The 12,712-nt window shown below is 42.7% G+C and carries 10 protein-coding genes; 3 read left to right on the top strand and 7 right to left on the bottom strand.

All coding sequences use genetic code 11. The features are described 5' to 3' along the window. Positions 1 to 2 precede the first annotated feature (2 nt). From BW928_RS08435 to rnr, 3 genes are all read right to left on the bottom strand, one after another. Positions 3 to 1,355, bottom strand: coding sequence for a Na(+)-translocating NADH-quinone reductase subunit A (locus BW928_RS08435; RefSeq protein WP_076555791.1), 1,353 nt, complete (start codon positions 1,353 to 1,355; stop codon positions 3 to 5). A 581-nt stretch (positions 1,356 to 1,936) separates the two neighbouring features. Beyond that, complete coding sequence (locus tag BW928_RS08430; RefSeq protein WP_076555790.1) at positions 1,937 to 2,272, bottom strand: hypothetical protein; 336 nt, start codon at positions 2,270 to 2,272, stop codon at positions 1,937 to 1,939. Positions 2,273 to 2,284: 12 nt separating this feature from the next. Beyond that, entirely contained in the window at positions 2,285 to 4,573 is a 2,289-nt protein-coding gene (gene rnr / locus BW928_RS08425; protein WP_076555789.1) for a ribonuclease R, read from the bottom strand. Positions 4,574 to 4,659: 86 nt separating this feature from the next. Here rnr and BW928_RS08420 point away from each other — a divergent pair, with 86 nt between their 5' ends. Further along, positions 4,660 to 5,217, top strand: coding sequence for a GNAT family N-acetyltransferase (locus tag BW928_RS08420; RefSeq protein ID WP_076555788.1), 558 nt, complete (start codon positions 4,660 to 4,662; stop codon positions 5,215 to 5,217). Positions 5,218 to 5,276: 59 nt separating this feature from the next. Here BW928_RS08420 and infC read toward each other — a convergent pair whose 3' ends face one another. From infC to thrS, 4 genes are all read right to left on the bottom strand, one after another. Continuing rightward, positions 5,277 to 5,774 carry a translation initiation factor IF-3 gene (gene infC / locus BW928_RS08415; RefSeq protein ID WP_197719021.1) on the bottom strand — a complete coding sequence of 166 codons (498 nt, stop codon included), beginning with the start codon at positions 5,772 to 5,774 and terminating at the stop codon, positions 5,277 to 5,279. A 368-nt stretch (positions 5,775 to 6,142) separates the two neighbouring features. Next, a complete protein-coding gene (locus BW928_RS08410; RefSeq protein ID WP_076555786.1) occupies positions 6,143 to 6,451 on the bottom strand; it encodes an SH3 domain-containing protein in 309 nt (102 codons plus the stop codon). Between the two features lie 63 nt (positions 6,452 to 6,514). Continuing rightward, positions 6,515 to 6,817 carry an SH3 domain-containing protein gene (locus BW928_RS08405; protein ID WP_076555785.1) on the bottom strand — a complete coding sequence of 101 codons (303 nt, stop codon included), beginning with the start codon at positions 6,815 to 6,817 and terminating at the stop codon, positions 6,515 to 6,517. A gap of 168 nt (positions 6,818 to 6,985) precedes the next feature. Further along, positions 6,986 to 8,923, bottom strand: a complete 1,938-nt coding sequence (gene thrS, locus BW928_RS08400) for a threonine--tRNA ligase (RefSeq protein WP_076555784.1) — start codon at positions 8,921 to 8,923, stop codon at positions 6,986 to 6,988. Between the two features lie 348 nt (positions 8,924 to 9,271). Here thrS and BW928_RS08395 point away from each other — a divergent pair, with 348 nt between their 5' ends. Further along, on the top strand, positions 9,272 to 10,312 hold the full coding sequence (locus tag BW928_RS08395) for a threonine aldolase family protein (protein ID WP_076555783.1): 1,041 nt from the start codon (positions 9,272 to 9,274) through the stop codon (positions 10,310 to 10,312). A 438-nt stretch (positions 10,313 to 10,750) separates the two neighbouring features. Next, positions 10,751 to 12,484 carry a YadA-like family protein gene (locus BW928_RS08390; protein ID WP_143821513.1) on the top strand — a complete coding sequence of 578 codons (1,734 nt, stop codon included), beginning with the start codon at positions 10,751 to 10,753 and terminating at the stop codon, positions 12,482 to 12,484. The last annotated feature ends 228 nt before the right edge of the window (positions 12,485 to 12,712 follow it).

The following is a 12,712-nucleotide window of genomic DNA, read 5'->3' as shown; positions in this document are numbered from 1 at the left end:
CGTTAGCCTTCCTGCTCAATACGGGTCAAGTTATCACGCAAAATATCGCCAAACTCATACTTGCCTGGAGATACAAAGGTGCAAAGTGCCAAATCTTCTTCGTCAAGCTCCAAAGCACCCAGCTCTACCGCTTTGATGATGTCTTCAACAATCAAGGCACGCAGCAGCTGTGTGGGCAGATAATCTTGTGGCATAACTCTTTCAAAAACGCCGATTGGCACCATTGCACGCGGCGAACCATTGGTGCTGGTGGTGAAATCGTATTTTTTGTTTTTGAAAAATTGCGAGATATAAATCGGTAGTTTGGAGAAGCGATTTGATCCTAGGCTAAAAAAGTGCATCGCAGGGCGTTCACGACCTTCGGCAAGCACCGATACTTGGTTGTGGAAACGACCCAAAAACGCCACCGCCTGTTTGGCAGTGCGACCTGACAGTACCGAGCCTGAGATGATGCGATTGTCATTACCCTTTAGCTCGCTTTGAGTCAGTTCAATCAAATCTGCACCTCTTGTGGTGCGGATCAGGCGTGGATTATTGACCGCAGGGCCTGCAAGGCTAATCAGTCGCTCGGTGTGGATACGCCCTGTGGTGAACAGTTTGCCGATAGCGATAACATCTTGATAATTGATTGTCCAGACGGTTGTGCCGCGTGCCAATGGGTGCAAAAAGTGAATATGCGTGCCAGCATTGCCTGCTGGATGTACACCTGTAAAGCCTTGATAGACGGTTTCGTTACCATCAGCGGCTTTTGTCAGAGCCTCTGGAGCGACATCGCCATGACAAACGAAAGTTTTTGGCGACAGGGTAGATAGTACCGCCAAGCCATCATTAAATGATGCAATTTCTTCAAACAATACCGCCGCAGGATCGACAGCAAGCGGATTGGTGTCGGTTGCGGTAACAAAGATGGCACTTGGAGTGCTGTCAATGTGCGGTGTGCGACTAAAGGGGCGTGTGCGAAATGCCGTCCATTCGCCAGAGGCAACCAGTTGCTCAACCACAGTTGCTCTATCTAGTGCTGCCAAGTCCTCGCTGCGATAGGCATTGAAAGTGATTTCGTTGTTGTTTTGTGGATCGGCAGCGATAACCAAACTTTCAAAAACTCGTCGTTCGCCACGATTGATTGCAACAACAGTGCCGCTGATTGGTGCTGTATAGACAACACCTGAGCGTTTTTTGTCTTCGTACAGCACCTGTCCTTTGGCGACAGTATCGCCTGGCTGAACATACATGGTGGGACGCATGCCGACATAATCGTAGCCGACCAACGCTACCTTGGTGGGCGTATGTTCGCTAACTTGTTTGGCGGGTTCACCTGTGATGGGTAGATCCAAGCCTTTTTTTATGGTAATCATAAGCGGATACTTAAATTAAGACCAAAACATTCCAGCCAATTGCCAAAAAGTAGGATTGATGGCTGGTTCCAAAATTCCTAAAAACACAAAGCTGGTGCGACCGACAGGTGGCGTAGCTGTTTTGTCCAAAGGAGAGCATGAAACGAAACATTGGCAAAATTATCACACAAAGTTTGCCAAAATATGAATGTTCATACCATTAACCTACCCATTATACGCCAAAATGGCAAAAATTTATAGGGCAAAAGCCGAAATATAAGCCAAAAAATGATGAAAACATTTGTAAAATCAATAAATAAAAGCCAGTTTTTGCTTTAGTTATAAAACCATTTGCCAAAAATTAACCAGCTGACACGGTTATTATTAATTAATTTTTATTTATAATATGATAATTTATTATAATTATTGACAATATAAAGGCTCTGATGATGGATTGGTGCTTGAACAAGTAAGTGATTGATGCCAAGCTAATAGGCATTAATTAAAGAAGTGTGGTTTGGTGTGTTTGATGGGCGTGCTGATATATCAAGCCAAAGCCTGCAAATGACGGCGTGGTGATTTGTTTGTAATGAATAGATGGTTTATTTTTTGTAAATTTTAATTTTATAATAACGATATGTTAAGAAAATATGCGTCATTAACATAAAGCCAATTACCAACCAAGTTGCTGTCAATTCTTGCTGGATTGGCAAAATTGCCAGAGTTGCCACAAGGCAAAAAATCAATGCCAATATATAACAAGCGAATTTAAACAGAGTGAAATTCAATGCAAAACTTAGCAGGATAATAATAAATAGAGCAACGGCAAATAACAGCAGTGTACCACCACCAGTAAGCAGCACAATGCTGCCACTGATAAGATAAGCACACAGCCAGTCGCCCAAGCCTTCGATAAGTGGATAATGATGTTGTTTCATTGGCGTTTGGTGTTATGAAGTTTTGCTGGATTTTTTGCGTTTGTTTTTTGGCTTGTCGCTTGATTTTTTGGAGAGTTTTTTGCTGACACCATCACGATCAACACGACCCAATTGTTCAATCAAACGAAAATCAATTTGTAGTAAATCCATATTAACCGCCGCCACTTCGATAAGCAGCGTATCACCCAAGCCAAAATAGGAGCCTTTGTCGCCAACAAGTTTTTGTTCTTGTTCATCATAATCAAAATACTCATTGCCCAGCCCCGAAATATGCACCAAGCCTTCGATGAATAAGTCGTTTAGCACAGCAAATAGACCAAAACTGGTAACGCTGCTGACCGTTGCGGTAAATTGCTCGCCCAGATGACGCTGCATATAGTGGCATTTTAGCCAAGTTTCTACATCACGAGATGCCTCCTCGGCACGCCGTTCGGTTAGGCTGGTTTGTTCACCTGCCTCATGCAGGGTTTTGTAAATGGGTGCTTGTGGTTTTTGTTTGCTCACTTTATCCTTGATGGCACGGTGGAGCATCAGGTCAGGGTAGCGGCGAATTGGACTGGTGAAATGACTGTATTCATCATAAGCCAAGCCAAAATGGCCGATATTATCTGGGCTGTAGTTCGCCTGCATCATTGAGCGAAGCAGCATACTATGAATGCTGGCGGCATCTGGTCTGTCGGCAGTTGCCTTGATGATTCGCTGATAGTCTTCGTGCGTGGGCGATGATTCGGGAAATGACAGACCGAAATTTTTGACATAGTCATGCAATCTGGCTGATTTTTCTTCGTTTGGCTTGTCATGATTGCGATACAAGACAGGCAAATCGTGTTTTAGAGCAAAGTTTGCCGCACAGGTATTGGCAAGCAACATACACTCTTCGATGAGCTTGTGAGCCTCGCCACGAGTACGAGCAACAATGTCAATAATATCACCATCTTTGCCAAATTTTATGTAAGTTTCTGCTGTTTCAAATGCCATCGCTCCACGCTCTTCGCGGCGTTTGTCAAGCACTTGATATAGTTGGTGCAGTGTGTCAATGGATTTAAGAACCGCAGGGTTTTTGACAAGTTCATCAGGCAGCGTTTCGTTGGTTGGGTCGTCAAAATACGCATTGACTTGATTATAGGTCAGGCGAGCCTGTGAGTGCATGATGGCAGGGTAGAATTCATAAGCGGTAACCTTGCCTGCACGAGATAATTTAATATCAGCGACCATGCACAGTCTGTCCACTTTGGGATTGAGTGAACACAGTCCATTTGACAGTATCTCTGGCAGCATCGGTATCACACGATGGGGAAAATATACCGAAGTGCCACGCTCATAAGCATCGCTATCTAGTGCTGATTGTGGCGTTACATAGTGGCTGACATCAGCAATGGCAACAACGACACGATAGTTGCCACCAGCACGCTTTTCGGCATAGACCGCATCGTCAAAATCTCGTGAATCTTCACCATCAATGGTAACCAAAGGCAAATGACGCAAATCAACTCTGCCTTTATAATCTTTTTCGTTTGGCTCATTAAAAAGCTCTGCTTGTTTGATGGCGGCATGGCTAAATTCATGCGGAATGCCATAATTATACAGCGTGGTCTCAATAATCAGCTCACGGTCATTTAAGCTGCTAAGCAGTTCGGTGATTTTGCCAGTGGCAAATTCTTGATAACTTGGCAGATCAATCAGTGCCACCTTGACATCATCACCAACGCCTGCATTCATCTCTTCGACATTTTCGGTGGTAACGGTGATGGGCTGATGGGCATTGACACCTGTAAGCTGTACAAAATACCCTTCGTTATCAGAGCTTAATTTACCGATAAACTCCAGCTGATTGCGTTCGGTAACTTTGGTAATGCGTGCTTCGTCTTTGCCACGATATTGTGTGGCAACCACTTCAACTTTATCACCATCAAACACCAATCGCATCTGCTTTTCGTGCAAAAACAAATCAGGCATATCATCAAGCACCACAAAGCCAAAGCCTTTTGGGCTACAGCTGACCGTGCCTGACAGCACAGTTGGCAAGGGGGCGACGCTAAAATGAATGCCATCACTGCGTTCAAGCTGTCCATCTCTTAGCATGGCTTTTAGTCGATTGGTCAAGGCAAAAAAACGATCTTCATCGTCCAAAAAGCCAAAGTGCATTGCCAGCGATTCTTGGGTGGCAGCCTGTGCTTGATTGGTCAAAGCAGCGACTGTTTGTAGGATTAATAAGCGTGAAGGAATGGGGTTTTGGTATTTTGAAGCCTCAATGGCGGCATTTGGGTCATTCCATTTGGTTTTTTTTGTTTTGTTTGTCATCGTAATTTACCTAAAAAATATTTTCTCATTTTGTGCTTTATTGTATCATAAAGCCTGCTTTGTGTGTGATAAGATATGGTGGATTTATGGTGGTTATTTTGGACGGCAAAACTGCGTGCCAATGGCATGATTTGTTGGAGCATTTGGCTTATTTGGAGCAATCAGCCTTGCCTGACGATGCTTGGCAGGTGGGGTCAATTAAGACCATGCTTGGGCAATTTGGAGCAGCTGTTGCTGTGGTGGTTGCAGCCAAGCCAATCGATGGTGCTATGCGTGGCGACTGTTTGCAAGGAGAGGCAGCAACGATGTGGCTACAGCAGTCGCTAGCAGACAATCAGTTGTCAATTGTGGCATATTGTTTGTTTCAGGTGGTGTTTGAGACTGCCGAAATCCACCGCATTGGCACCCACCCTGATTATCATCGGCGAGGGCTAGCAACACGCTTGATGACGGCGGTCAATCAGTCGGTAGCGGCAGCTGGTGCAGAGCGGCTATTGCTTGAGGTGCGAGCGGATAATGTTGCTGCCATTGGCTTGTACCAACGACAAGGCTTTGAGCCAATCGATGTGCGAGAGGGCTATTATCGTGCTGACGATGGGCAATCGGTTGATGCTTTGATTATGCAGCAGCGTATCCATGATTAGCTGATGTGGTTACAAAGCACCAATCATCTTGGTGCTTTGTTTGATGATGCTCAGCAAGTTTATTTTTTCTTGGCTGGACCAAGTAGCATACCCATCTGGCGACCTTCAACTTTTGGTGCCTGCTCAACGCTGGCAATCTCGGCAGTGTCAGCGATGATGCGTTCAAGTTGTGCCTTGCCGATTTCTTGGTGTGCCATTTCGCGACCACGGAAACGAATGCTGACTTTGACCTTGTCTTTGTCTTCAATGAATTCAACAATTTTACGCAGCTTGACTTGATAGTCTGCTTCTTCGGTGCCGGGGCGAAGTTTGATTTCACGCACTTGCGTTTGTTTTTGGTTTTTTTTGGCTTCTTTGGCTTTTTGTTTTTGTTCATAAAGATAACGCTTATAATCCATTACTTTACAAACAGGGGGTTTGGCATCGGCAACGATTTCTACCAAATCCAAGCCTTCATCAGCAGCCGTTTTTAATGCGGTTTGCAAATCAACCACGCCAAGCTGCTCGCCATCTTCTTTAACCAAGCGAACTTCTTTGGCACGGATTTCTTCGTTGATGTTTAAACGATTTGACGGTTTAATGGGTCTTACTCCAATCTGATTGCTCTTTTGTCAATAAGTGATGCAGTCTAGGCAATCAATCATTGACCTGTCTGCCAATACTTTTTGGCATTAAAGTGTCTATTATTACCATTTGCTAAATTTTTGTCAAATGGTTTTATGCACTTTTAAAAAATTTACCCAATATTAGGCGATATTGGGTAAATTAATCTTGGTAAATGATTAACAGCTTAGGTAATTATAATACACCCAGCCCAAAAAACGATTATTTGAATGGCTAAATGCACGCACCCAAGGTTTGCCATTTTTGTCAATTTTCCAATCATTGATATAAATCCATGTACCGTTTTAGTGTACCGAGTGAATTATTTAGGGTACATTGTGCATCGCAAGTATTTGAGATACACCCAGCCTAAGCTGTTATCATCACCGCCACCTGTGGGATAAACTTCAACCCAAGGTTTGCCATTTTTATCATACCGATAATCTTCAATGATATAAACTTTTCTGCCATTTTTAAGCGTGCCAAGCACTTTGCCGTATGGAGCGGAGCGATATTTTAATGGCGTACCTGTAGGGTCGGCAACAATACATTCGCCATCGGTCGGTGGTGTGGCGTGTGCCGAAATGCCAAAGGTTAGAGCTGCCAAAGTGATAAATACAAGTTTTTTCATTGATTGGATCCTGGTTCAATTCTTGGACAATGTTGAAAAATACAAATTATATAATTTATGGAGTCAATCTTTGCATTTTAGATATTTGGCTCGAACATATCCTTCAATGCTGCTCGAAGGCTGACTAATGTACTTCCAAGTACGCCCCTTGCTATCATAATAAGTGATATAGTCCTGAGTAACTGGCGAACCATTTTTTAAGGTTCCAATGATGGGATTCTCAGCACCAGGTGCAATACGAATGTTTAATGGAGTGCGAGCATTAACTACTGTACACCAACCGCCAGTACCTGCATTTACCTGTGAAGCAATCCCGCTGGATAAAGTAAGTACTGAACCCAAGATTAAAGGTTTGATTATTTTCATTTCCGCTCCTTGATCTAAAATAAAATGTTGATAAGAGTTGATAAGAACAGTATTTAGATTCTAATTCTACCTCAAAATTCTTAAAAAAAAAGTCTCTCTTTGGTTAAATTAAAAAAATTTAAAAAAGCCAAGATTATGATAATCTTGGCTTTGGTGCGTTAAGTGTTTTTATGCTTTTTCAGCTGTCTTCGCCACATAATTGCCTTTTTGGGCGATGGCCTCATTGAGCAGGGTGATAAAGGCATCGACACTCATGCTGCCCAAATTCGCCCCTTCGCGAGTACGCACATTTACTGTGCCTTCTTCGACTTCTTTGTCGCCCAAAACGAGCATAAACGGAATGCGTTCTAGGGTGCGTTCACGAATTTTAAAGCCGATTTTTTCGTTACGCAAATCAGCTTTGGCACGCAAACCTGCTTGTGTCAGCTTGCCAACCACCGCTTCAACTGCCGCTGCTTGCTTGTCGGTGATGTTCATCACTACCGCTTGGGTTGGGGCAAGCCAAGGTGGCATAAAGCCTGCATATTCCTCAATCAAAATACCGATAAAGCGTTCAAACGACCCCAAAATCGCACGGTGCAACATGACAGGGCGTTCTCTTTCGCCTTGTTCGTTGATAAATTCAGCACCGAGTCGTTCAGGCAGGTTAAAGTCAAGTTGCAAAGTGCCACATTGCCAAACACGCCCTAGGCAGTCTTTTAGGCTAAACTCAATCTTAGGCCCATAAAATGCCCCTTCGCCTTCTTGTAGCTCCCAGTCTAGACCTGCATCATTGAGTGCATCGGCCAGATCTTTTTCTGCCAAATCCCACAATTCATCAGCACCAACACGCTTTTCTGGGCGAGTGGAGAGCTTCATTTGTACTTCATTAAAGCCAAAGTCTTTATAGACATTTAAGGTAAGTTTAATAAAGTCATGTGCCTCTTGGCGAATTTGCTCATTGCTACAAAAGATGTGTGCATCATCTTGGGTAAAGCCTCGCACACGCATGATACCATGTAGTGAGCCAGATGGCTCGTTGCGATGACAGGCACCAAATTCTGCCAGTCGCAGCGGCAAATCACGGTAAGATTTTAGCCCTTGATTGAACACCTGCACATGACAAGGGCAGTTCATTGGTTTGATGGCATAGTCTCGTTTTTCGCTTGAGGTGGTGAACATCATTTCGCCATAATTTTCCCAATGGCCAGATTTTTCCCACAGGCTGCGATCAACGATTTGTGGCGTTTTGATTTCAAGATAGCCATTGTCTTTTTGTACTTGACGCATATATTGCTCAAGCGTTTGGTAAATTGTCCAGCCATTTGGGTGCCAAAAAACCATGCCAGGGGCTTGCTCTTGTAGATGGAACAGCTCCAGTGCCTTGCCGATTTTGCGATGGTCGCGTTTTTCGGCTTCTTCGATACGCTCAATGTAGGCTTTTAGGTCTTTTTTGTCCGCCCAAGCAGTGCCATAGATACGCTGCAATTGTTCATTTTTGGCATCGCCACGCCAGTAAGCACCGCTCATTTTGGTGAGCTTAAATGCCTTTAAAAAGCGAGTATTTGGCACATGCGGGCCACGGCACATATCAATGTATTCTTGGTGATAATACAGACCCATGGCGGTTTCGTCAGGCATATCGTCAATCAGACGCAGTTTATAGTCTTCGCCACGAGCTTTGAATACCTCAATCACCTCATCTCTTGGTGTCATTTTTTTGATGACATCATAATCTTGGTTGATAAGCTCAACCATGCGTGCTTCGATGGCTGCCATATCTTCTGGGGTGAATGGGCGTTCGCTATAGACATCATAATAAAAGCCATCTTCAATGACAGGGCCGATGACCATTTTTACTTCAGGGTATAGCTGTTTGACGGCATGACCAAGCAAATGAGCACACGAATGGCGGATAATTTCTACGCCTTCGGCATCTTTGGCGGTGATGATTTGGACGCTGGCATCGGCTGTGATGGGGTCGCACGCATCCACCAGTTTGCCATTGACTTTGCCTGCGATGGTGGCTTTGGCAAGACCTGCACCGATATTTTGGGCGATTTGCATGACGGTGGTTTCGCCGTCAAATTCACGAATACTGCCGTCTGGTAAAGTGATTGCGACCATAAAAACTCCTTAAGTTGGCGTTGGTAGTGATGTTTGCTACTTTCAAACATATAACCGCTACCGATTGGAAAAATAAAAATAGACCTTGTATTGTAGCAAATTTTATCGCAATAGGCAAAATTCCTGCACAATAATCTGCCCATGATTCCTGCACCATTTTTGTAATGAAATAATATAAAGTCAAATGAAGCTGGTGATTGGTTTAAGATGGTAAGTGGTTTGTTGCTGATGGTTTGGGTTGTAAAAGGTTTATCTTTTACCAAAAATGCTTTATAATCAATAGCATTGTCAATATATAATACAGATTTTTGATTGGTTTATTTTATAAATTTTATTAAAGGAGCTGATATGAGCCAATCTTTTGCCAAAACTTTCGCATCGGATAATTATTCAGGGGTGCATTCGGCGATTATGCAGGCGTTGATTGATGCCAATGTTGGTCATGTCGCTGCTTATGGTTATGATGAATATACCGATGCTTTGCAGCAGATTATCCGTGAGCATTTTGGCAAAGATGCCCATGCGTTTGCTGTATTTAATGGCACGGGGGCAAATGTATTGGGTCTGCAGGCGTTAATGCCTCGCTGGGGAGCGGTGATTTGTGCCGAATCAGCACACATTCATCAAGATGAAAGCACCGCACCACAGGTGGTTGGGGGCTTAAAGCTATTGCCAGTTGCCAGCACCGATGGCAAACTTAGCCCAGAGCTTATCAAATCACAGCTTTATAATATCGGCAGTGAGCATCGGGCCCAGCCTGCGGTTGTGTATATCAGCCAAACAACCGAATGCGGCACTTGTTATACGCTTGATGAGCTGCGTAACATTTGCCAAACGGCACATGAGCATAATCTAAAAGTTTTTGTTGATGGTGCCAGATTGTCAAATGCAGCGGTGCATTTGGGCGTGGGCTTTCGTCAGATGATTACCGATACTGGCGTGGATATGCTGTCTTTTGGTGGCACCAAAAATGGCATGATGATGGGCGAGTGCTTGATTACTTTTGATGATAAGCTGACACAATCCATGCGTTTTTTGCGTAAGGTTGGCCTACAAACCGCCTCAAAGATGCGTTTTATTTCTGCTCAATTTATCGCTTTGCTTAGCAATAATTTATACCTTGAAAATGCCAAAAATGCCAACGACATGGCAACTTTGTTGGCAGAAAAATTACAAGCACTGGGCATTACGCCATTGTACCCCGTGCAGTCAAATGGCGTATTTGTCAGATTGTCCGACCAGCAGTCAGCCACCGCTCGCCAAAAATACGCATTTTATGATTGGGACGGATTTGATGGTAATGATGGCAAGGTGGTGCGTTTGATGTGTAGTTTTGATACAACAGTTGCCGAAGTGGAGGATTTGGTTGCATTAATCGCAAAAGGCTGATGTTAAAAAGCGTTATCACAAAGGCTTGGTGTTTTGCCAAGCTTTTTTATTACAACTTGTCAGATGGCATAATAATCAATATATAACTGACAATAATGAATATGGATATGATAGATAGGCATAAGAAGACAGCCGCCATCATAAAAATTTATTTTAAAATCAATAACTTAAAATATCAGGGGGGGGGCTAAAAAATTTAAGAAATTTATTTGCTTTTGTGTAATATTTGTACTAGAATAACAGAACACTGTTAATAAGTGTGATTTTATTTTATTTAAACTTTCAACCTTAAGGATTTGACATGAAACTCAAGAAATCGGTTGTACTTGTCAGCAGTTTGCTAGCAGTTACCCCCCCCTAGCAGGTGCTTCTTACACCAAGGCAGAGGCTGATGCCAGATTTGCATTGCTAAGCTCACTAACAGCAACAAATACAAATGTGAATGGCAATTCATTCCGAATTGCTACACTGGAGAGCAGTATTAATAACAATAATGCTCAGGTTCAGACCAATACTAATGATATCGCAACCAATAAAGCAGATATCGCTGCTAATGGTGCAAAAATTGATGTAGCAAACGCATTAATTGTTCAAAATGCCAATGGTGTTGCACAAAATAAAGCAAACATTGCTGACTTAGCGGATGAAGTTGCCACCAAAGCTAATCAAGCCGATGTTGATATGCTGCAAGGTGTAGTTATTGCCAATACCCTAAACATTAGCACACTAGGCAGTGAAGTTGTATCAAACAAAGCTGATATTGAGCAAAACAAAGTTGATATCGCAACCAACAAGGCAGATATTGCAAGTAATAAAGCGGATATTGTCATCTTGCATCAGGGTTTGCAACAGAATCAAAGTTTAGCCAGTCAAAATTCATTCTTAATTAAGCAGTTGGATGATAAGTTTGGCAGAACGACCGCTGGCATTGTTCGCAATGATCTTGATGACCTTAAAACAGCAGTTGATAGCAATACCGCAGATATCGCTGCTAATGGTGCAAAAATTGATGTAGCAAACGCATTAATTGTTCAAAATGCCAATGGCGTTGCAAAAAACAAAGCTGATATCGCAACCAACAGCCAAAAAATCGATAATGCAAACACATTGATTGCTCAAAATTCTAATGGTATTTTGTTCAACAAAGCAAATATCGAATTGCTAAGCGATGAAATTGTGTCAACCAAAGCTGATATCGCACAAAACCAAGCAGATATCGCAACCAACAAGCAGGCAATTGATACAAATAAAGCCTATATCGATACTTTGGCACCAGTTGTTGCACAAAATAAAGCTGATATCTACACTTTGGCACCAGTTGTCGCCAAAAACAAAGCTGACATTGCTCAAATTGCCCCAGTGGTTGTTGAAAACAGAAGAGCGATTGCACAAAATCAAGCAGCAATTGTTGTTAATAAACTAAATATCGAATTGCTAAGCGATGAAGTTGTATCAAACAAAGCTGATATTGCACAAAACCAAGCTGATATCGCAACCAACAAAACCGCTATCGAGAAAAACGCTGCCAATATCGCAACCAACAGCCAAAAAATCGACAATGCAAACACATTGATTGCTCAAAATTCTAATGGTATTTTGCTAAACAAGGCTGATATTGCACAAAACAAAGCAGATATTAACGCTGTGGCACTGCTTTCAACAGTTAATAAAGAAAGCATTGATGCTTTGACTCCAGTTGTTGCAGCCAATGTGGCAGACATTGAGCAAAACAAAGTGAATATTGCCAGCAATGCAACCAATATTCAAACTCTAAAAGACAGCGTTTATACCAAAACCGAGTCTGATGCCAAATTTGCCGAAAAAGCCAGCGTACAAGATGTAACTGCCCTGACAACCCGTGTTGATGGTGTGGAAAATACTTTGGCAGGCAAGGCTGACAAAACTCAAGTAGATGCGTTGTCAAATCGCTTTGACGGTCTAGAAAAAGAAACTCGTCAGGGCATGGCAACCCAAGCAGCTTTGGCAGGTTTGTTCCAGCCATACAATGTTGGCAAAGTGAATGTGTCAGCAGCTGTTGGTGGTTATAAGTCTGAAACTGCCGTTGCAATTGGTGCAGGTTATCGTTTCAATGAGCAATTTGCGACCAAATTGGGTTTGGCAACCAACAGTGCAGGCACTTCTTACAACCTAGCTGTAAACTATGAATTCTAATTCATAGCTCATGCTAATTTCTCCTTAAACCTAAAAATCCCCATTTTTTGATGGGGATTTTTATTTTTTGATGATAATTTTGCTTTTTGCTTGATAGCATAACCAAATTTAACGAAAAAAATTAAAAAACAAACCCCCTAAAATCAACAACTTACAAACTTTATTCCCAATCCCCCAAAAAACCCCTTTACAACATGAATTCTGGTGCGTATAATACGCACCACTCAA

Source organism: Moraxella cuniculi DSM 21768, assembly GCF_900156515.1.
Lineage (GTDB): Bacteria > Pseudomonadota > Gammaproteobacteria > Pseudomonadales > Moraxellaceae > Moraxella > Moraxella cuniculi.
This window is presented reverse-complemented; position numbering and strand designations above follow the sequence as displayed.

What these genes read in the sequence shown, in the direction of transcription:
- BW928_RS08435 (WP_076555791.1), bottom strand. Translation starts at nt 1,355, where the DNA reads ATGATTACCATAAAAAAAGGCTTGGATCTACCCATCACAGGTGAACCC.
- BW928_RS08430 (WP_076555790.1), bottom strand. Translation starts at nt 2,272, where the DNA reads ATGAAACAACATCATTATCCACTTATCGAAGGCTTGGGCGACTGGCTG.
- rnr (WP_076555789.1), bottom strand. Translation starts at nt 4,573, where the DNA reads ATGACAAACAAAACAAAAAAAACCAAATGGAATGACCCAAATGCCGCC.
- BW928_RS08420 (WP_076555788.1), top strand. Translation starts at nt 4,660, where the DNA reads ATGGTGGTTATTTTGGACGGCAAAACTGCGTGCCAATGGCATGATTTG.
- BW928_RS08410 (WP_076555786.1), bottom strand. Translation starts at nt 6,451, where the DNA reads ATGAAAAAACTTGTATTTATCACTTTGGCAGCTCTAACCTTTGGCATT.
- BW928_RS08405 (WP_076555785.1), bottom strand. Translation starts at nt 6,817, where the DNA reads ATGAAAATAATCAAACCTTTAATCTTGGGTTCAGTACTTACTTTATCC.
- thrS (WP_076555784.1), bottom strand. Translation starts at nt 8,923, where the DNA reads ATGGTCGCAATCACTTTACCAGACGGCAGTATTCGTGAATTTGACGGC.
- BW928_RS08395 (WP_076555783.1), top strand. Translation starts at nt 9,272, where the DNA reads ATGAGCCAATCTTTTGCCAAAACTTTCGCATCGGATAATTATTCAGGG.